The 20,625-nt window shown below is 57.6% G+C and carries 17 protein-coding genes; 2 read left to right on the forward strand and 15 right to left on the reverse strand.

The features are described 5' to 3' along the window. Nucleotides 1-81: 81 nt before the first annotated feature. Genes mukB through cmoM form a run of 4 tightly spaced genes read right to left on the reverse strand, consistent with a single transcriptional unit; the run spans nucleotide 82 to nucleotide 7,319 of the window. Entirely contained in the window at nucleotides 82-4,530 is a 4,449-nt protein-coding gene (mukB, locus tag AFK66_RS12245) for a chromosome partition protein MukB (protein WP_023899044.1), read from the reverse strand. Then, entirely contained in the window at nucleotides 4,523-5,233 is a 711-nt protein-coding gene (mukE, locus tag AFK66_RS12250) for a chromosome partition protein MukE (RefSeq protein ID WP_004385487.1), read from the reverse strand. Before mukE ends, mukB begins: the two co-directional genes overlap by 8 nt. Further along, complete coding sequence (mukF, locus tag AFK66_RS12255) at nucleotides 5,214-6,536, reverse strand: chromosome partition protein MukF (protein WP_004385488.1); 1,323 nt, start codon at nucleotides 6,534-6,536, stop codon at nucleotides 5,214-5,216. Before mukF ends, mukE begins: the two co-directional genes overlap by 20 nt. 3 nt (nucleotides 6,537-6,539) lie before the next feature. Then, nucleotides 6,540-7,319, reverse strand: coding sequence for a tRNA uridine 5-oxyacetic acid(34) methyltransferase CmoM (gene cmoM, locus AFK66_RS12260; protein WP_007782547.1), 780 nt, complete (start codon nucleotides 7,317-7,319; stop codon nucleotides 6,540-6,542). A 132-nt stretch (nucleotides 7,320-7,451) separates the two neighbouring features. Between cmoM and elyC the strand changes: the two genes are divergently transcribed. Then, the gene (gene elyC, locus AFK66_RS12265) at nucleotides 7,452-8,231 is read left to right on the forward strand and encodes an envelope biogenesis factor ElyC (protein WP_023899048.1); all 780 of its coding nucleotides are present in this window, start codon (nucleotides 7,452-7,454) and stop codon (nucleotides 8,229-8,231) included. Here the strand turns inward: elyC and AFK66_RS12270 are convergent. Beyond that, a complete protein-coding gene (locus AFK66_RS12270) occupies nucleotides 8,208-9,101 on the reverse strand; it encodes a YcbJ family phosphotransferase (RefSeq protein ID WP_007782536.1) in 894 nt (297 codons plus the stop codon). The genes elyC and AFK66_RS12270 overlap by 24 nt on opposite strands. 90 nt (nucleotides 9,102-9,191) lie before the next feature. Continuing rightward, entirely contained in the window at nucleotides 9,192-9,614 is a 423-nt protein-coding gene (locus AFK66_RS12275; protein WP_007782534.1) for a DUF2000 domain-containing protein, read from the reverse strand. A 126-nt stretch (nucleotides 9,615-9,740) separates the two neighbouring features. Here AFK66_RS12275 and AFK66_RS12280 point away from each other — a divergent pair, with 126 nt between their 5' ends. Next, complete coding sequence (locus tag AFK66_RS12280; RefSeq protein WP_032983398.1) at nucleotides 9,741-10,229, forward strand: Lrp/AsnC family transcriptional regulator; 489 nt, start codon at nucleotides 9,741-9,743, stop codon at nucleotides 10,227-10,229. A 26-nt stretch (nucleotides 10,230-10,255) separates the two neighbouring features. On the opposite strand, the gene kdsB is transcribed toward AFK66_RS12280, so the two are convergent. The 9 genes from kdsB to cmk all read right to left on the reverse strand — a co-directional run bounded on the left by kdsB (nucleotide 10,256) and on the right by cmk (nucleotide 20,593). Beyond that, on the reverse strand, nucleotides 10,256-11,002 hold the full coding sequence (kdsB, locus tag AFK66_RS12285) for a 3-deoxy-manno-octulosonate cytidylyltransferase (protein WP_023899051.1): 747 nt from the start codon (nucleotides 11,000-11,002) through the stop codon (nucleotides 10,256-10,258). Next, nucleotides 10,999-11,181: a protein YcaR gene (ycaR, locus tag AFK66_RS12290; protein WP_004385498.1), complete on the reverse strand. Its 183-nt coding sequence runs from the start codon at nucleotides 11,179-11,181 to the stop codon at nucleotides 10,999-11,001. The genes kdsB and ycaR overlap by 4 nt, the downstream gene beginning before the upstream one ends. Before the next feature lie 25 nt (nucleotides 11,182-11,206). Further along, nucleotides 11,207-12,466 (reverse strand): winged helix-turn-helix domain-containing protein, encoded by a 1,260-nt coding sequence (locus AFK66_RS12295; protein WP_007782528.1) that lies wholly within the window; start codon nucleotides 12,464-12,466, stop codon nucleotides 11,207-11,209. A gap of 34 nt (nucleotides 12,467-12,500) precedes the next feature. Continuing rightward, nucleotides 12,501-13,478: a tetraacyldisaccharide 4'-kinase gene (gene lpxK, locus AFK66_RS12300; RefSeq protein ID WP_007782526.1), complete on the reverse strand. Its 978-nt coding sequence runs from the start codon at nucleotides 13,476-13,478 to the stop codon at nucleotides 12,501-12,503. Then, nucleotides 13,475-15,223, reverse strand: coding sequence for a lipid A ABC transporter ATP-binding protein/permease MsbA (gene msbA / locus AFK66_RS12305; RefSeq protein ID WP_007782525.1), 1,749 nt, complete (start codon nucleotides 15,221-15,223; stop codon nucleotides 13,475-13,477). Before msbA ends, lpxK begins: the two co-directional genes overlap by 4 nt. A 36-nt stretch (nucleotides 15,224-15,259) precedes the next feature. Then, the gene (locus AFK66_RS12310; protein ID WP_050500435.1) at nucleotides 15,260-17,485 is read right to left on the reverse strand and encodes a ComEC family protein; all 2,226 of its coding nucleotides are present in this window, start codon (nucleotides 17,483-17,485) and stop codon (nucleotides 15,260-15,262) included. Between the two features lie 237 nt (nucleotides 17,486-17,722). Continuing rightward, a complete protein-coding gene (gene ihfB / locus AFK66_RS12315) occupies nucleotides 17,723-18,007 on the reverse strand; it encodes an integration host factor subunit beta (protein ID WP_004387353.1) in 285 nt (94 codons plus the stop codon). Between the two features lie 114 nt (nucleotides 18,008-18,121). Then, nucleotides 18,122-19,795 (reverse strand): 30S ribosomal protein S1, encoded by a 1,674-nt coding sequence (rpsA, locus tag AFK66_RS12320; protein ID WP_004387354.1) that lies wholly within the window; start codon nucleotides 19,793-19,795, stop codon nucleotides 18,122-18,124. A 111-nt stretch (nucleotides 19,796-19,906) separates the two neighbouring features. Further along, a complete protein-coding gene (gene cmk / locus AFK66_RS12325; RefSeq protein ID WP_014729209.1) occupies nucleotides 19,907-20,593 on the reverse strand; it encodes a (d)CMP kinase in 687 nt (228 codons plus the stop codon). Nucleotides 20,594-20,625: the final 32 nt, after the last annotated feature.

A 20,625-nucleotide genomic window follows, 5' to 3' on the forward strand; every position in this document is an offset into this window, starting at 1 on the left:
GCCTGATCGAATGTAAAGAAGTTTAAAGATTTGCCGGACAAAAAGAAAGCGGGCCGAAGCCCGCTCTGTGAGTTGATGACGTTACGAGACTTCTGCCGGCCCAGGCAGCGCATCGGCTGGCGGGGCGGCAAAACCGCGCAGGCCAACCACATGCACGTGCTCATGGTTCTGGAAGACTTTACGCACCAGCTTGTAGGTCGTGCCTTTTTCCGGGCTGATGTTCTCCGGTGCCGCGATGATGAGCTGCATCTGCAGGCGTTCGCAAAGTTCAAACAGCGTGGCGATGGAGCGGGCATCCAGACGCGCCGCTTCGTCGAGGAACAACAGACGGCATGGCGAAATGTCTTTGCCACGCAGACGGCTCGATTCATCCTCCCAGCTCTGCACCACCATCACCAGGATAGACATCCCGGTACCGATCGCCTCACCGGTAGAGAGCGCGCCGCTTTCCGCGCGCAGCCAGCCGTCGGAGCCGCGGTTAACCTCAACTTCCATCTCCAGATAGTTACGGTAGTCGAGCAGCTCTTCGCCGATGGTCTGCGCGGTGCGCTGGCCCATATCGATCTGCGGGTTCAGGCGCTGCCAGAGTTTCGCCAGCGCTTCCGAGAATGTCAGGCGGTTGCTGTTAAACAAGTCCTGATGCTGCTCGTGCTGCTCGGCAAGCACTTCCAGCAGTGTGGCATGGCTTTCACGCACGTTAACGTTCAGGCGTACGCTGTTAACCTGGCCGAACGACACGCTCTGCAAACCCTGGTTGAGCATACGAATACGGTTCTGCTCGCGCTGGATCGTCTTGCGAATAATATTCGCCACGCTGCGGGAGCTGATGGCGAGCTTCTGTTCGCGTGAGGTGAGCTCTTCCGTCAGGCGGCCCAGCTCAATTTCCATCTGTTCAATCGCCTCGACCGGATCGTCGGTGCGGATAATATCCTGGCGGATACGCTCACGCAGATGCTGATACACGGCCACGAAGAACTGGATTTTGCGCTCAGGGCGTTTGGGATCTTCAGACAGGCGCAGCACGTCGCGCAGGTGTTCGTTATCCGCCACGGCCAGACGCAGCGCGCCGAGGGCTTTATCTGACATCGAGCGCAGATCATCGCCGGAGTGATACGCCAGCTCGCGGCGGTGCAGGCGACGCTCCACGCCGTTGTCTTTCACCATACGCATTACAGCGCACCAGCCCGCTTTCGCGCTCACCACCTGCTCGCGCATCTCGTGGTAGTTACGCTCCAGACGCTTCAGGCTGCGGGTCAGGTTGTCCATCTCCGCTTCGCACAGCGTCAGCTGTTTCTCCAGCTGATTACGGCGCGAACGGTTGTTGCTGAGGCGCGTATGCAGTTCGTCGCGACGCTGGCGGGCGCGCTCTTCGGCTCCGGCATCGGCGCGCACGCCGATATCCTGCAGTTCACGTTGCAGATCGCCCAGCAGCTCTTTTTTTGTATCGAAGGAACTTTTCAGCGACGCCAGCACCTGATGGTACTGGCTGAGCTTCGCGGCGTGGGTACGCAGCGCTTCGCGGGCGCGGGTACGCTCGGCTTCCGCCTGCTCCAGACGCTGGCGCAGTTTCTCGTTGAGATCGGTGTTGCCATTCAGCATTTGCGCTGAATCGCTGTAACTGAAATGCGCGCGACGCTGCACCACTTCGCTTAACGCAAAGGCCTGCTGACGGGCGTCGCGCTGCGTCTGGCGGGCCTGTTCATAATCCTGTTTGAGCTGGTCGAACTGTTCCGGGTCGCTCTGCAGTACAGACGCCACCGGCTCCAGTTTCGCCAGCGCATTGCCGTGCTGAGACAGGAAACGCGCGGCGTCCTGGGCTTCCGCCAGGCGCTCCTGAATTTCCTCCACGCGGTCGGCCAGGCTGTCGTCAGCCAGCAGGCTCAGGCGCGGCAGCAGGCGGTTAAGCTGGGCCACGCCCTCTTTCGCCTGTTCAAACTGCACGCGCTGCTGCTGGTTGTCATTTTCGTGCTGGCTAATCGCGCGCTCGATTTCGCTGCGGCGCGTGTTGAGCTTACGGATTTCCGCTTCCGGATCCGCCTCAAACGCCACGGCGAGATGCTGGCCGACAAAACGGCTGAACGCCTGGTGCAGGCGCTGCGTTTTCTGTACGTCAAAGGAGAGCGTCGCGTAGCGTTCAGACAGCGCTTCACGCTCGGCATGCAGGCTCTCAATGCGGCTTTCGCGCGCGGCGCGGCCAAACAGCGGCACCGACGGGAAGCGGGAGTAGCGCCACTGACGCTCGGCCACTTTCACCACTACCGCTTTTTCCAGCTCTTCAACGCTAAAGACGCTGTCATCGAAGGACTGCGGATCGCCTTCGATCAGGTAGAGATCTTCCGGGCAATCTTCAAGACCGTCGAGCAGATCGCGCACGCGCGACAAATCCGGTACCACAATCGCGTGACGCGACGGGCCGTAAAGCGCGGAGAAGTACGGCGCGTCGTCGAACGACACGTCGTCGTAAATTTCAGAGAGCAGCACGCCGCCGAAACGCTCCGCCAGCGCATTGAGGCGCGCGTCTTCAGCGCCGCCCGGCTGGCTTAAGCGTTCAATCTCTTCATCCACCGCCCGCTTACGCGCGCCGACTTCGTCACGTTCAACGATGGCTTCGCGTTCGCGCTCCAGCAGTTGCTGAAGGTATTCCGTGACCTGCTGGCCAGATTCGAACGTCTCGCCGCTCTGCTCGCTAATCTGGTTGAGGCTGTTTTGCGCCGCAAGCCAGGCCGGCGCATGGCTGGTGAGCGTCTTAACGCGGCTCTGGATCTGCTCCAGCTCCTGGCGCAGCGACATGCGCTGTTCACCTGCCTGCGAAACGCTGTCGGAGAGCGCCGCGATGCGCGCTTCCAGTTCGTCGTTCAGCGCTTCGAGATCTTCCGGCTCATACTCTTTGCCCTGGCGTTTGCAGAACTCGGCCAGCAGACGCTCGGCGTCCTGCTGTTCACGCAGGCGCTGTTCCAGCTCGGAAAGACGCATACGTAGCGGCTGCACCTGTTCGGCCAGATGGCGTTGCTGGCTGGCGTCGCGCAGCAGCTCGCGCGCCACGTCCCAGGCTTCCGCGCGGCTCACCGGGCCGTTAATACTGGCGACAAGCTGATAAGCCTGCTCGAACTGGCTGTGCGCGGTCTGCGCGACGCTCATTTTCTGCTCAAGCGACAGCAGGCGTTCGGTGGCCTCCTGCTCTTTGGCCTGGAAGGTATCCAGCCATTCATCGGCGCTGTCGGCGCTCAGATCCGGCAGATGGCACAGCTCGCGGGCGCGCTCCAGCGCGGTGAGCGCCTGCTGGTACTGAATAGCGCGGGTCTGCTGCACATCAAGCGCCTGCTGATAGTCGGCAAGCTGGCTTTTGAGTTCATCGACTTCAAGCTCAGCGGCTTCCGCGCGGGCTTCGTTCTCTTCCTGCTGCTCGGCCGCTTCCGCCACGACTTCGCTCTGCTCTTCAAGGCGAATCTGCAGCTCTTCGAGGTCAGCCTCGTAGCGCTCGATTTTCTCCTGCTGGCGCAGCGCGGTCTGCACCAGATTCAAGTGATCGCTCGCCGCCTGATAATCGGTTTCGAGATCGCCTTCGGCACCCGCATGCTCGGAAAGCTCGCGCGCCATATCAACATGCTTATACTGCTCGGCGGCAAGCTGCTTGCGGCTGCTGAACAGCTCGCGGCGCAGCTCCAGCGCCTGATCGAGATGAATGCGCCGCTCGTTGGCGTGGCGCATATAGTCCGCCGCCACGTAGTTGGTGGCTTCGGAAATCAGGTGTTTGAAGAGATCGCGGTCCGACTGGGTGACGCGGATAGCTTCCAGCGTCATGCGGTTTTCGCGCAGCGCTGCTTCCATGTCCTGGAACGCTTTACGCACGCCGCCGTTTTCCGGCAGCAGGTAATCGCGAAGCGAGCGGGTAATGGCGCTGGAGATCCCGCCGTAGAGCGAGGCTTCAATCAGACGGTAATATTTGCTGCGATCGGACGCTGAACGCAGGCGACGCGCTACCACGCCCAGATCGAACATCAGTGAGTGATAATCGGTGATGGAGTTGAACTGCTTGAGCTGTACCCCTTCCATCGTATCGATTTTATCTTTCAGCTCGTTGAGGCTCAGCACGCGCGCCTGACGATCGTTCAGGGTTTCCGTCAGCAGTTGCGTCGGCTGTACCGCACTCGGCAGGCCCTGAATGGCGAACGGTTTGATGTCCACTTTACGGTCACGCCCGGCGACCTGTTGCAGACGCACGCCCACCAGCACGCGCTGATGGCGGGAGTTGACGACATCCAGCACCGAATAACAGACGCCCGCTTTCAGTTTGCCGTGTAGCCCCTTATCGCGCGAGCCGCTGGTCGCGCCCGCCTCGGTGGTGTTACGGAAGTGCAGCAGCGTGAGGTCGGGGATCAGTGCCGTAACGAACGCCGCCATCGTGGTCGACTTACCCGCCCCGTTACCGCCGGAAAGCGTGGTGACCAGCTCGTCGAGATCAAACGTGCGGGCAAAAAATCCGTTCCAGTTGATAAGCGTTAGCGAGCGAAACTTACCGCGTTCAATCATTGTCATCCTCCGCGTTATCCTGCTGGGTATCGTCGTTCTCATCATTGAGCTGCAGATGGCTTTCCACCGGCATCGCTTCGCCGTCGCGGATCATGCGCAGTTGCGCCTCACGCGGATCGTCGCCGGCGCGCACGTCCGCGCCGAAGCGAAACACCGACTCGGTGATGCGGAATTTGCTGCTGTCATGGCCCATAAACCAGACCATGCCCAGGCGGCGCAGACGGCTTAACGATGAGCGCACTTTTTCCTGCAGCTTCTGGCGGTCGAGATCGGAGCCGGTTGAGCGGTTGTTTACAAGCTTCAGCAGCTTGGTTTCGTCGGCCAGCGCCATCAGCTCGTCATAGAGTTCCTGCTGGGTGAAGATACCTTCGTTCGCCAGACGCTCCGGGCTGAGGTAGAGATAACAGAGGATTTTGCCCACCATCATATCCAGCTCGGAGAGCACCGAGCGCGGGATAAGCGTCGTGGAGCGTGGACGCAGATAGAAAAAGCCTTCCGGCGCGCGGATAAGCTCGACGTTATAGCGGCTGTAGAACTCCTCCAGCTCGCCCTGGTAATCCATCAGAAAAGCGTGATTATCCAGCTCGTCCAGGCCAATGTGACGCCCGGCGCGCAACTGGCTGTCGAGCGCCGGAAACAGCGGATTCGCGAGCGCCAGCGCCAGCTTTACTGGCATCACGTGTTCAATATTTGTCGATGACATTCGCCTGTACCTTGGCTCCATAATCATTAATGGGCTGCCATTTAGCTGGCAGGCCGGTAAAGTCCGCTTCAGCGACGCCCAGGCGCACCGCCTGGTCTACCACGATGCGCGCCACGTCAAAGTGGCGTGCTCGCGGGAACTGGGTCAGGTAATCGCGCATCACGACGCTCAGGTCGAGTGGCTGCTGACGCTCCCGGTAGACATTGAGCTGGGCCTCAATCATCGCCGCCAGTTGTTCGCGGATCTCGTTAAACTCTTCGAACTCCAGATCCGGCGGCAGTTCGCCGGTCACTTCTTCATCGCGCAGCGTCATCTCTTCATCGCGCATATCGAGCAGGCGATCGGCGCTGGCGTAGGTGAGCGCCCAGGGCGCATCGAAATAGTTCTGCACCGACTGGCGCAGACGCTGGGCAAAGACGCGGTTTTTATCCATATCGATAGCGGTACGGATAAATTTATGGACGTGGCGGTCATAGCCAATCCACAGGTCAATTGCCTGCTGGCCCCAGCTGATAATACGGTCGAGCTTGCTTTGCAGGTCATACGTCAGGCGGTCAACGAAATGAAGATCGTCGCGACCAAGCGTCGCCTCCTGGATTTGCAGGAGGTTGGCCTGCAGCTTATCGCCCGCGGCCTCCAGCGTATCCTGCAGTTCACGCAGCGTGCCGGAGGTCTCTGAAAGCAGCAGTTCGCAGCTGGAGATCGCCGCGCGCCAGTCTTTATTCAGCAACTGTGCGATATCGTCTTTCACCAGCTGTTGCTGCTCATCCATGATGCGCTGGGTGAGATCGATACTGTCGAAAATTTCCGCAACCGAATATTTCAGCGGCGCGTAAACATTGCGGTGCCAGTGGAACTCGTCGCCGCCTTCCTGCGCAGCATCCGCGGCGCGCTTGAGTTCGCTTGCCACGATGGAGAGCTGCATCGACAGACGCAGCGTGGAGAATTCGCGCTGGCGGATGTAATAATCAGTGATGCCGATGCCAAGCGGCGTCAGGCGGTAAATCGCATTGCCCTCCGCCTGCTCGCTGGTAAAGCGGTTAAGCAGGCGCTGGCGCACCATATCGTTGATGGCGTTGTTAGCGCGCTGGGCGACGGTTTCGGTGGATTGCTCGAAGGCGTCACTGACGTGGCGAAACGCGTCCACCAGCTCCCCTTCGCTCATTTCGCCATCCAGCCTTTCGCCGTTCAGCGTGGCGATAGCCAGCAAAAAAGCCAGCCTGTCTACCGGAAGCTGGATCGAAAAATCGTTTTTCCTGGCCCAGGCAACCAGTTCAGGGACTGTCTGGGAAAAAGTACTCATAATTTATCCTTGGATCTCCGGCTTAAACGCAGTGACATGGATGTATCGGCCCAGGCTCACCCAGGGCTCCTGTCGGCAGTAACGCGTTTCAAGCTCAAGCAGCGTCTCATACTCGTCGCGCTGCTGATGTTTTTCACGCAGATAGTCATGAAACACCCGCACGCCGGTTTTGCTGTGGATCTGCCAGCCCATCTCTTCAAGCCAGCGATAAACCTGCTGCGGCTCGCGCGGATAATCCGGCGAAAGGGTGCGTTTTTTCTTTTTGGGCATGCCCTGCTGCACATAGGCGAAATTGCCCGCCACCATGTTATGCATCAGAAGGCCGTTGGCGTTGTAGAACATCAGCGAAAGCGCGCCGCCCGGCGCCAGACATTCCCATAAATGATGCAGTGCCGCCTGCGGATCGGCCACCCATTCCAGCACAGCGTGAAACAATATCAGATCAACCGGGCTTTCCAAATGCTGACCCGCCTCCTGCGCGGCGCATTGTACAAAATGCATGTTGCCGCTCACACCTTTCTCCTGCGCCGCCTTTTGAGCACGGGCTATCATTTCCGCAGAGAGATCGCACAGCACCACCTGATGACCCCGCTGCGCAATGTGACACGCGGTTTGCCCTTCTCCACCGCCTGCATCCAGCACGCGCAGTGGACGGTCAGGCAACAGGCCTAACAACGCGTCGAGATCCTGCCAGAGGATAGCCTGACGCAACTGGCCTTTTGTTGTACCGTAAATGTTGCGCGCAAACTTTTCGGCGATGTCATCAAAATTGCGATCCCGCATGGGCACACTCTCCAGGTGATAAGCGCATCCGGCAAAACCGCTATTTTGTCACAGCCGGAGGGAGAATGAACCCATCTCGCGTAAGATAGGCCACGTTTACCTGCCGTATGGTTAAAAAAGGACCCATAACCGATGCTTTTTATTCTGAAAAAACTCACCGGCACGCTGCTACTGCCGCTGCCCTTTCTGCTGCTGATGATGGGCATAGCGCTTGCGCTGCTGTGGTTCACGCGCTTTAAACAAAGCGGCAAGATTTTGATGACGGCAAGCTGGTTGATATTGCTGCTGTTGAGCCTGCAACCAGTCGCGGATGGCCTGCTGAAACCGGTGGAAGATGACTACCCGACCTGGAACGGTCAGAAAGCGGATTACATCGTAGTGCTGGGCGGCGGCTACACCTGGAATGACAAGTGGGCACCGAGTTCAAATCTCGTCAATAACAGCCTGCCGCGCGTAACCGAAGGCGTTCGTTTGTGGCTTGCAAACCCGGGCGCGAAAATGGTGTTTACCGGCGCGCGCGCCACCACGAATCCGGTCAGCACCGCTGAAGCAGGTGCCCGCGTGGCAGAAAGCTTAGGCGTACCGCGCAGCGATATCATTACGCTTGACTCCCCGAAAGATACCGAAGAAGAAGCCGCAGCGGTCGCCGCTGCGCTCGGCAAGCAGCCGTTTTTACTGGTGACGTCAGCGTCGCATCTGCCGCGCGCGATGATTTTCTTTAAGCGTCAGGGGCTGAATCCGATCCCGGCGCCCGCCAACCAGATGGCGATCGATTCGCCTTTAAACCCGTGGGAGCGCGTGTATCCGTCTTCACTGTGGCTGATGCACAGCGAACGCGCCGGCTATGAAATCCTCGGGCGCGTCTGGCAGTGGGTTAAGGGCGCTGGATCAGGCGACCCAGGGCAGAAGTGATTCCGAAGCCTTGCTGAATGCGGCGCGGTTCATTTTTCCGGTTTGCAGTAACTGCGCCACTTCATCCCACAGGACGTAAAGCCAGCGGCGCCAGAGGAACGCCTCCGCCACTGGCGCTCGCTGGAGATAGCGCCAGAAAAGGCTCTCAGCCAGCGGCGTGTCGAACAGGCGGAAAAGCTCATATTCGCGCGGTGCCCAGAGCACCACGCCAGGATTCACCATCGCCAGAAGCTGATCGCTGCGCGCATCTTTGAGCATACTGCGCAGGTTAAAATTGCCGTGGATCAGCACGCAGTTGTCGTTGAAGCCGGCGAACATCGCGTCAAGGCATTCCCGGGTGCGAAACAGCATCCGCTTATCCTGCATCGTCAGCCCGGTATTCTGATACTGATTGAGCGTACTCCAGAGCACTTCGACACGCTGGCGATACCAGTGCGGCCAGAGATTCTCCTGGGTACTGTCGACGCTGCCCACGCAGCCGTGGCTGTCGACGCGGTGCCAGCTCAGCAGTGCCTCGATAATCTGATCCTGAAGCTGCTCCCAGCGCTGCGGCGTGCGCGCCGGTGCTTCCACCGGTACGCCGCGCAGACGCTCCATCAGCAGCACATCAGGCCCCGGATGCTCCTCATGGGTCATTACGCCATACACCACTGGCATGCGTACCGTGCCGTTACGCGCCAGTATCGACATTTTCCCGGCCTGCTGCTGCGCCAGCCCCGGCGAGGTAAAACTCCTCGCCAGCAGCGGCAGCGGATTGCCCTGACTGTCGTAGAGCGACCAGAGCGCCGTGTCGGCTTTCTCGCTGATGCATTCCAGCCGACTGAGTTTTTCACCTAACAGATGACTGAGTTCCGCACGCAGTTGCTCCATTTGCCGTTACCCTTATAAACGCTACTGTTTTTATAATGGGCGTCCTTACGGCGGATGTCATCTGTTGAGATCAATTCCAGGCCAGTTTGCTTAACGGTAAAGCGGCAGGTTGCCCGTCAGCCGGGCAATCTGTTTTTTCGGGCCGACCAGCCCCAGCGCCGCCAGCTCGATCTCCGCACTGCCGGCACCCGCCAGACGGAGCTCATACTCCTCCCAGGTTTTGCACGACTGCGCCAGCGCGCTAAAGGGCAGCACCAGGATCTGCGGATCGCTCTGCGCGGCGCTAAACAGGCTTAACAGCGTGTTTCCCTCACCGAGCAGGACCGGCAGCGGCGCGCGGATCACGCCCGGATAAGTCACTCCGTCCAGGCTTAACAGATCGGGGCCGACTAATCCCTCAACCTGTCTGCCAAGACAAACGCCCAGAACGCTTGCGGCGTTCATGGCAAGCCCTGGCGTAAGCGCGCGGTCAACGACGATAGTGCATTTATGCAGGCGGGTATCGAATTGCATCTTTTTCTCCCTTTCAGTTGATGCAATAAGTCTGCCCGACAATCGCGGAGAAAAATGACCTTTATTGCACCGGAAGGCGTGCTAAAAGGGTAAAATTACCCTTTTAAAATCAAAACGGGAAAAATTATGTCTGAAGACACGTTGGCACCTACCGATATCACCCTGCTGACGCTCTTGCAGCAGGATGCGCGAACCACCAATCAGGCGCTGGCCGATGCCGTTAACCTTTCGCCCTCGCCCTGCTGGCGTAAGGTGAAAAAACTGGAAGAAGATAAGGTGATCCTCGGCTATCACGCCGCGCTGGACCGCCGCAAAATCGGGCTTGGCGTGATGGTGTTCGTGCGGGTCAGCATCGACAGCCACAGCGAGGCGCAGGCGCGGCGCTTTGAACAGGAAGTCATGGAGCTGAAAAACGTGGTGGCCTGTTACAGCATTGGTGGGGATGCCGACTTTCTGTTGCAGGTGGTGTCGCGCGATCTTGACGCCTACGCAGAGTTCGCCATGTCGGTGCTGCGCCGTCTGCCGGGCATCAAAGAGATGCAGAGTATGTTCGTGCTAAAAGAGATTAAACCGTTCCAGACGCTGCCGGTCAGCGCGACGGCCGGACGCCATTAAAAAAACCGGCCTGAGCCGGTTTTTTATTAACGCATCTCGGCGCGCACGCGCTCAAGATCTTCAGGCGTATCGACGCCGGTGCCGGGCACCACGGCGGCAACTGCCACATGGATTTTCTCGCCGTGCCACAGAACGCGCAGCTGCTCCAGCATTTCAATCTGCTCAAGCGGGCTGGCAGGCCAGGTGACATAGCGGCGGATAAATCCGGCGCGATAGCCGTAAATACCGATATGACGCAGGACGCTGTCGCCGATGGTATCGCGCGACTGCGCGAAACGGTCGCGATCCCACGGAATGGTGGCGCGTGAGAAATAGAGCGCGTAACCCTGCGCATCCATCACCACTTTGACCGCGTTGGGGTTGAACGCTTCCTGGGCGTCATGAACCGGCACCGCGAGCGTCGCCATGCCTGCCTGTGAGCCTGCCAGATTCTCCGCCACCTGACGAATAATCGCCGGCGGGATCATCGGCTCGTCACCCTGAACGTTGACAATGACCGTGTCGTCAGCGAAACCGCACTTCTCCACGACTTCAGCCAGACGTTCCGTGCCGGACTGGTGATCGGCGCGGGTCATGCAGACTTCACCGCCAGCCGCTTCAATCGCACGTGCCACATCCGGGTGATCGGTCGCCACGATAATGCGCGCCGCGCCTGACTCACGCGCGCGCTCCAGCACATGCACGATCATTGGCTTGCCGTTGATATCGACCAACGGTTTGCCCGGCAGACGCGTTGATGCGTAGCGGGCCGGAATAATCACCACGAAACTCATGGGTTGGTCTCTTCAGCAGTAAGCGCGCGGGCTTCGTTTTCCAGCAGCACCGGAATGCCGTCGCGCAGCGGGAAAGCCAGACGGTCGGCCTTGCAGATAAGTTCCTGCTTTTCCTGATTAAAGTAGAGTTTGCCGTTGCAAACAGGACAGGCGATGATTTCGAGTAAACGATGATCCATGGTTCCTCCTGATGGACCGGTGGTATTAATCTTTTGAGGATATCACATGCGTTTCCGGCGCGGGGTCAATTTCCCAGCCCTCGCCCCACGCCTGCGCGAGCGGAGCAGGCAACTGGCGGAAAATCACCCTGGTTGCGCCCTGCCAGGCGGCGAAATCGGCGATAGCCTGCCGCAATCCGGCTATAACGCCTGCGGTGAACGATACGCCCTCTTCTGCGTATAACGCGATCACTTCAAGCGATCCTTGCAGGCGATGCATTTTGGCATCCATTCGCCCTACCAGCGCGCCTTTGTGCAGCAACGGCAGGACGAAATAGCCATATTTGCGCTTTGGCGCAGGCGTATAACATTCGAGGCGGTAGGAAAAGTTAAAAAAATCTTCCGCACGGCGGCGGTCCCAGACGACCGGATCGAATGGCGAAAGCACCGCGCTGTGGGTAGCGGTGAGTTTGCCCGCCACAGCTCGCTCAAGCAGCGGCAGAAGCGCATGATGCAACCACATCGGCCCGAGCGTCTCAACCTCAACCGGCACCACAACTCCCTCTTCCTGCCACGCCTGCAATAGCGGGCCGATGGCGACATTGCGCAACCGGTAGTAATCGGCAAGCCAGGCGCTGCGAAAAATACCGAGGCTGCGCGCGCTGTTAGCGAGCATTTGCGCCTCGGCCTGCGCCTGGTCAATCAGATGCAGGCTGTCATCCCATTCGGGCAGGACGCGCGTGGTGAGATCGTAGACCCGCTGAAAGTTGCGCCGCTCTACCACCATCACCTGCCCTGCGGTAAACAGCCCTTCGAGATGCTTTTTATGCGGTTTCCACTCCCACCAGCCGCTGGCACCTTTACGCGGATGCTCAAAATCCGCCGAGCGTACCGGGCCGTTGCGCTCGATAAACGCCATCAGCTCGCCGATTTCCTGCGCGTGTTCTTCCATCCATGCGGCACGGTATTTCCAGCCCATGTTTTCCGGCTTCAACATACGGTGACGAAATAACGGGAAATCGCTGCGCGGCAGAAAACAGGCTTCGTGCGCCCAGTACTCCATCAGCTCGCCGCGCGCCAGCGCTTCATCCAGCCAGCGCCCCGGATAACTGCCGAGACGGCTGAAAAGCACCAGATACGGACTGCGCGCCACAATATTGATCGTGTCGATTTGCAGCAGAGACATGCGGGTGATGGTGGCGAGGATGTCAGCAGGACGTGCGCGCCGCGTCGGCTTTTTCAACAGCCCTTGCGCGGCAAGATGAAGATGGCGCGCCGCACGCAAAGAAAGATGCACTCCAGACATATCAGCTCCCGTACGCTATGGCTGGCGCATCTTTTTAACGCACCAGTGCGAGAATGTCCTTCAGTAATTGATCGGCTTGCGGCTGCGCGAGCGTCGCGTCTACCGGCAGATACCACCAGTCATCATGAGCGAAAGCGCGACATTTCACCGCGTCTTTTTCCGTCATCAGCAGAGTCTGGCCTTCGCTACGCAGCGCCAGCACGTCGGCTTCGCTAAGCGCCTGATGATCGGCGAGGCTTACCGTTTTGACGGGCGTCAGGCCACATTTTTCAAGCGTGGCGAAAAAGCGCGGCGGATGGCCGATACCCGCCATCGCCACGACATTGTGAAGCGTATTGACTGGCCGCTTTTCGCCACTTCGCAAGTTAACTGCAAGCCCGGGATTCAACTGCATGGCGATTTCGCCAGAACGCGCTTCTCCGCCATTAGTAATGACCGCGTCAACCTGCTTAAGCCTGGATGCGCGCTCACGCATCGGGCCTGCCGGGAGCCACCAGCCATTGCCGAAACGGCGCACGCCATCAACCACCACGATTTCTTTATCGCGCGCCAGCGCGTAGTGCTGAAGACCATCATCGGTAATGATGATTTGCGGCCCGGCGTTATCGATAAGCGCCTGCACCGCCTGCGCGCGATTGGCGGATACCGCCACGGGCGCGCCAGTGCGCTGGTAGATAAGCACCGGCTCGTCGCCTGCTTGCGCAGGCGTGGTAGCTGCGCTAAGCACTAACGGATAATGCGCCGCTTTCCCGCCGTAACCGCGGGAGACCACGCCTGCGCGTACGCCTCGCTGGTGCAGTTGTTCTACCAGCCAGACCACCACCGGCGTTTTACCATTGCCGCCTGCGGTAAGATTCCCTACCACAACCACCGGCACAGGAGCGCGCCAGGCTTTACGTAAGCCCAGCCGGTAGCTCAGGCGAATCGCGCCGCTAATGAGGCCATACAGCCAGGAAAGCGGTAGCAGAAGTACCCATAGCGGCGAACGGCCTGACCAGATGCGCTCGATCATTGACCAAACTGCATTTTATGGAGCTGCGCATAGACGCCATGCTGTTCCAGAAGCTCGGTATGATTCCCGCGCTCCACGATGCGTCCGTCTTCGATAACCACAATTTCGTCCGCCTGTTCGATAGTCGAAAGGCGATGCGCGATAACCAGCGACGTGCGGTTCTTTTGCAGTTCATCCAGCGCCGCCTGAATCGCGCGTTCGGACTCGGTATCCAGCGCTGAGGTCGCTTCATCAAGAATGAGGATCGGACTGTCGCGCAGTAGTGCACGGGCAATAGCGATACGCTGACGCTGGCCACCGGAAAGCAGTACGCCGTTTTCGCCGATGACCGTATCCAGGCCGTTATCCATCTTATTGATGAAATCCATCGCATAAGCCATACGGGCGGCTTTTTCTATTGCTTCACGGCTGTAGACATCCGTGCGGGCATACGCAATGTTATTGGCGATAGTGTCGTTAAACAGGTGCACGTTTTGCGAGACCAGCGCCACCTGGTTACGCAGCGATGAGAGCGTGTAGTCGCGCAGGTCATGCCCATCCAGCAGGATCTCGCCGCTATCGATATCGTAGAAACGCGTAATAAGGCTTGCGAGCGTCGATTTACCGGAGCCTGAACGCCCCACCAGCGCGACCGTCTTCCCGGCGGGAATGGACAGGTTGATATCACGCAGTGCCGGAATTTCACGGCCCGGATAGGTAAAGGTGACATTGCGGAATTCGAGATTCCCCTGCGCACGTTCGATGACACGAGTGCCTTCGTCTTTTTCCTGCTCACTGTCGAGAATAGCGAACAGTGTCTGACAGGCAGCCATCCCACGCTGGAACTGGGCGTTGACGTTAGTCAGCGATTTCAGCGGACGCATCAGGGCAATCATGGAAGAAAACACGACGGTGATGGTACCTGCCGTCAGGGTTTCCATGACGCTCGGGAAGCTTGCTGCATAGAGCACGAACGCCAGCGCCAGAGACGCAATCAGCTGAATAATCGGGTCGGAAATCGACGAGGCCGAGACCATTTTCATGCCCTGCAGACGCATCTTGTTGCTGACCTTCGCGAAGCGTTCGCCCTCAACCTGCTGGCCACCGAAAATCAGCACTTCTTTATGGCCTTTGAGCATCTGCTCTGCGCTGGTCGTCACCTGGCCCATCGTGTTCTGCATATTTTTACTGATGCTGCGAAAGCGTTTCGACACAACTCGGATCGCAAGCGACACAATGGGCGCCAGTACGATCAGGATCAGCGAAAGCTGCCAGCTGTAGTAAAACATCATGATGAACAGGCCAATGATCGACGCCCCTTCACGCACGACGGTAATCAGCGCGCTGGAAGAGGATGAAGCGACCTGCTCGGAATCGTAGGTAATACGGGAGAGCAACGTACCAGTAGATTGTTTATCAAAGAAAGAGACGGGCATGCCCATCATATGATTAAACAAACGGCGGCGCATCGTCATGACGACTTTCCCGGAAACCCAGGAGATGCAATAACTGGAAATGTAGCTGGTGATGCCGCGCAAAACCATCAGCCCAATGACCACCAGCGGCATCCAAAGCAACACTGAGCGATCGGTTTTACCGAAACCATCATCCAGTAACGGTTTAAGTAGCGATAGCATATAGGTATCGCTGGCTGCGTTGAGTATTAACGCTACCCCAGCCACAATCAGACCCGTTTTAAAGGGCGCAATCACCGGCCAGAGACGGCGGAAGGTCTGCCACGTGGAGAGATCTTTATCGTTATGCATTCAAAAAACCAGCTTTCGTTGAAATAGCCGCATATTCTACCTGTATTCAGCAGGTGAGCCAAACCACTCATGATACCAGCGAGGCGAAATCTGTTCTCTTAACCCCTCGATTTTCCATTGCCCCGGTGAAAAAGAGACAGAAAGCTGCCCGGCGTGTGCCGTATCAAACCACTGATAATGGTGCTCCCGGTAGCGTTTCACCACTTTTACAGAAGGTAACCACCAGGCGTTGTAACGGGATGCCGATGCCAGCGCCGCTTTGCCATTCACTACCGATAAGAGCGTCGGCGTCGATGAAGTACGGCTGCCATGGTGAGGCACCTGAAGAATATCCGCCTGAATCTGTTGCCACTGGTTTTTGAGCATAGCCAACTCTGCGGAGGCTTCAATATCGCCAGTCAGCAGGACGCTGTGCTCACCGTCATCCACTTTTACAATGCAAGAGCGGTTGTTGCCTCGCTCCTGATAATTTTGGGGTGGCCAGTGAACCGTAAACATTAACCCCTGCCAGCGCCAGTGCGTGCCTTTTACGCAAGGGATATGACCGGCCCAGTGAAGCGAACTGCGGATCCACATCGTCGGCCACATACGGGAAAGGCTCTCCAGGCCGCCGCGGTGATCGAGATGCTCATGGCTTATGATAATGCCCTCAGGCTTGAGATGGTGCCATCGCAGCCAGGGAATGATGGTCTGCTGCGCGCTGTCGCCACCTGGCCAGGCGTTACCGCTGTCATAAAGTATCGCTCTGCCGTGGCGTTCAATAACGATAGCCAGACCATGCCCGATATCCAGCATATGCATCCGCCATGCATCATCAGCCGGTTTATGCCAGAAGGGCCACGTCAGTAGCCCGAGTGAGATACCACAGGTTGCTGGCGACATTCGATGCCAGCGTGCTCTCCACGCCATAACAATAAGCCAGGGAGCGAACGCCAGCCACTGGCAGCGCCTGTCCAGACTCAGCCATCCGGGAGGCAGTTCTCGCAGTAACCAGAAAAGCGACGCCAGCGTTCTGTCGGCCAGTAGCCCTGCCCCCTGCTCCAGCCAGATCAGGTGCACCAGATCCAACACCATACCGGCCAGCACCAGCGGAACAACGACGAAAGTGACGACAGGCACTGCCACCAGATTCGCCAGCAGCGATGTCAGACTAAGGCCGTGAAACAGCCATAGCTGCAGCGGCAGCAGAAGGAGCGTCATACCGCATTGCAGATGCAGTAAACTTTTCAATGGACGCCAGCGCCCTTCTGCGCGTAGCGGCACCCACTGATACCAGAAAATCAGCGCAGCCACGGCAAACACCGAGAGCCAGAGGCTTTCGGATAATATCGCCACAGGATCGTAAAAGAGGATAGCCGCCACGCAGCACGCCCAGACCTGCCATGGCGTCCACTGCCTGCCAAAGAGGCGCAGCGCGCACCAGGCCGATATGGCTATAAACGTTCTGACAGCAGGCGGGTTACTTCCGGAAAGCCAGGTATAGAAAGCAGCGGTAGCCACCATCGCCAGCAAGGGAAACCGGTAGCCCACCCGGTGTGCAGGCAGTAACAGTTGCAGTAACCGCGCCAGCGCCCAGCCCAGCGTTCCCACAAAGCCAATATGCAACCCTGAGATGGCCATTAAATGTGCGGTGCCGGTCTCCCGTAGCAGCCGTTTGACATCATCCGTCAACGCGATACGCTCGCCGAAACCGAGCGCCAGCATCACGGGCCGCCAGGTAAATGGCGTCATCTGCTGGTTGAAAGAGGCCAGATAACGCGCCCGAAAGCTGCACTCCTCGTTAAGCAACTGCGCAGCCACAACGCGCCCGGTCAGCGGCAAATGCTGAGACAAGGCGTAACGCTGGCTGTCAAAGCCGCCTTCATTGAGCTGCCCGTGAACGGGCCGCAGGCGAAGCGTCATTAACCAGCGCTGACCTGAGCATACCTTTTGCGGTAAATAAGCGTCCTGCAGTACCGCACCGGCTGCCGGAAACACCCGCTCGACGTTTAACCGGATAATTTTGATCTGGTGTGTGGTCGCGCCGTCAGTACCTGTAATCACACCTTCTACCTGGTGCGTTTTTCCCGTTAGCAGGGTATACGGCAGCATGGCCTGTTTCGCGGCGAGCAGCCCCCAGCAAAGAAAGAGCAGCGTCAGCGCTACAAACCGCACGGCGCGGTATTGCAGAAAAAGTGCCAGCGACGACATGACCGTTAACCCGGCTATCTGTGAGACAGGGGGCAATGTGGGCATAAACAGCAGCGGCGACAGACCAGCCATAACGCACAGGCTCAACGCGGGCAACGGGATCACAGACACCTCCTTGTTACAACGGAGTGTGCGGCTGAAAAGCAGTGTTGTCAGGCAGAGCGTGGCAGATTTACGAGACGTGCTGAGAGGAATTTAAGAGATTGCGGATCTTGCAGAAAACAGGTCGAGATGACTCGCAAAGTGGTGTAACAGACACAAAAAACGGCACCCGTAAGTACCGTTCTCTGCAAGGTTAAGCGATAAAACTTAACCGTAAATATTGGCGCGGTCGCGTAGTTCTTTACCCGGCTTAAAGTGTGGAACGTATTTACCTTCCAGTTCGACTTTATCACCTGTTTTCGGGTTACGCCCGGTGCGTGGTGCGCGATAGTGTAAGGAGAAACTGCCGAAACCCCGGATTTCAATACGCTCGCCCTGGGCAAGGGTAGAGGCCATATGTTCCAGCATTTCTTTAACCGCATCTTCCACCGCTTTCGCCGGGATATGGGAGTGCTGGCTTGCAAGTCTTTCGATTAATTCTGACTTGGTCATGTTTCCTCCGGTTTCCATTCAGGAAAATTGTCTTACAGCTACCATCGAACAAGGGCGGCCAAAGCCGCCCTTAGTGTCTGATTACAGGCCGGAACCTGTAATCTGTCAAGGCAATTACTCGCCTTTAGCTGCTTTGAATGCTTCAGCCATTGCGTTAGAGAAGTTGCCTTCTTCCTGTTTGTTGTTAACAGAAGCGATTGCATCTTTCTCGTCAGCTTCGTCTTTCGCACGAACAGACAGGCTCACAACGCGGTTCTTACGATCAACGCCAGTGAATTTAGCTTCAACGTCGTCACCAACGCTCAGAACCAGAGTCGCGTCTTCTACGCGGTCACGGGAAGCTTCAGAAGCGCGCAGGTAACCCTCAACGCCGTCTGCTAATTCAACTGTAGCACCTTTCGCGTCAACTGCGGTTACTTTACCAGTAACGATTGCACCTTTCTTGTTCAGCGCAACGTAGTTGTTGAACGGATCTTCTGCGAGCTGTTTAACGCCCAGAGAGATACGCTCACGCTCTGCGTCAACCTGCAGTACAACGGCAGCGATTTCGTCGCCTTTTTTGTACTCGCGAACGGCTTCTTCGCCAGCCACGTTCCAGGAGATGTCAGACAGGTGAACCAGACCGTCGATGCCGCCGTCCAGGCCGATGAAGATACCGAAGTCAGTGATAGACTTGATTTTACCTTCAACGCGATCGCCTTTGTTGTGGGTCTCAGCGAACTGCTGCCACGGGTTGGCTTTGCACTGTTTCAGGCCCAGGGAGATACGACGACGTTCTTCGTCGATATCCAGAACCATCACTTCTACCACGTCACCAACGTTAACGACTTTGGACGGATGGATGTTTTTGTTGGTCCAGTCCATTTCGGAAACGTGTACCAGGCCTTCAACGCCTTCTTCGATTTCAACGAAGCAGCCGTAGTCGGTCAGGTTGGTTACGCGACCAGTCAGGCGGGTGCCTTCCGGGTAACGTTTAGCGATAGCTACCCACGGATCTTCGCCCAGCTGTTTCAGGCCCAGGGAGACACGGGTACGCTCGCGGTCGAACTTCAGCACTTTAACAGTGATTTCGTCGCCCACGTTCACGATTTCGCTCGGATGCTTAACGCGTTTCCAGGCCATATCAGTGATGTGCAGCAAGCCGTCTACGCCGCCCAGATCAACGAATGCACCGTAGTCAGTGAGGTTCTTAACGATACCTTTAACTTCCATGCCTTCCTGCAGGTTTTCCAGCAGCTGATCGCGCTCTGCGCTGTTCTCAGATTCGATAACGGCACGACGAGAAACAACAACGTTGTTGCGCTTCTGATCCAGCTTGATTACTTTGAATTCAAGCTCTTTGCCTTCGAGGTGCAGGGTGTCACGAACCGGACGCACGTCTACCAGGGAACCCGGCAGGAACGCACGAATACCGTTCAGCTCAACAGTGAAGCCGCCCTTGACTTTGCCATTGATAACACCAGTAACGGTCGCTGCTTCTTCGTAAGCTTTTTCCAGCATCAGCCACGCTTCGTGACGTTTAGCCTTCTCACGAGACAGCAGGGTTTCGCCGAAACCGTCTTCTACTGCATCCAGAGCAACGTCAACTTCGTCACCAACCTGGATTTCAATTTCGCCCTGGGCGTTTTTGAACTGCTCTGCCGGAATGGCGGACTCAGATTTCAGACCGGCGTCAACCAGTACTACGTCTTTGTCGATAGCAACAACAACGCCACGAACGATAGAACCCGGGCGGGTTTCGATTTCTTTCAGGGATTCTTCAAAGAGTTGAGCAAAAGATTCAGTCATGTTTAATCTTCAGGTTTTAAATTAACGTCCACCTGGCATCATGCTGGGTGGGGTTGTTTCACATACCCGCTGTCACTCCATTGCAACGGGGGTACTGCAAATTCGGTCGCGTTACTTCGCGAGAGCCAGTTTTTCACGGGCGTATTCGAGCGCCTTTTCGATAACCTCTTCAATGCTAAGGCTGGTGGAATCCAGCACCAGAGCATCTTGCGCGGGCACTAACGGCGCGACTGGCCGGTTACGATCGCGATCGTCGCGCTCTTTTATCTCGGCCAAAAGGCGTTCAAAGTTAACACTAAAGCCCTTTTCCTGCAACTGTAGCATACGGCGGTGGGCGCGTTCTTCCGAGGAAGCGTCAAGGAAGATTTTTACAGGCGCATCAGGGAAAACCACCGTTCCCATGTCGCGCCCGTCAGCTATCAGACCGGGTGCTTCACGAAACGCGCGCTGACGGCGCAGCAATGCTTCACGCACGCGCGGGAACGCAGCGATTTGCGAGGCGGCATTCGCCACTTCCTGGGTGCGGATCTCAGCGCTAACATCTTCGCCTTCCAGAATCACTTCCAGTTCGCCCTGCTGCGCGACGAAACGCACATCCAGATGCGCAGCCAGCGGAACCAAAGCTTCTTCAGAGGCGACATCAACATGATGATGCAGGGCGGCCAGCGCGAGAACCCGATAGATAGCGCCGGAATCAAGCAAATGCCATTGCAGGGTTTCAGCCATCGCTTTACAGAGCGTGCCTTTCCCTGCGCCGCTTGGGCCATCGATTGTGATTACCGGGACGGATGCCGTCATCTTTTTCTCCTTCAATAACAAATGGCAGGCCT

It is taken from the genome of Cronobacter malonaticus LMG 23826, assembly GCF_001277215.2.
GTDB lineage: Bacteria > Pseudomonadota > Gammaproteobacteria > Enterobacterales > Enterobacteriaceae > Cronobacter > Cronobacter malonaticus.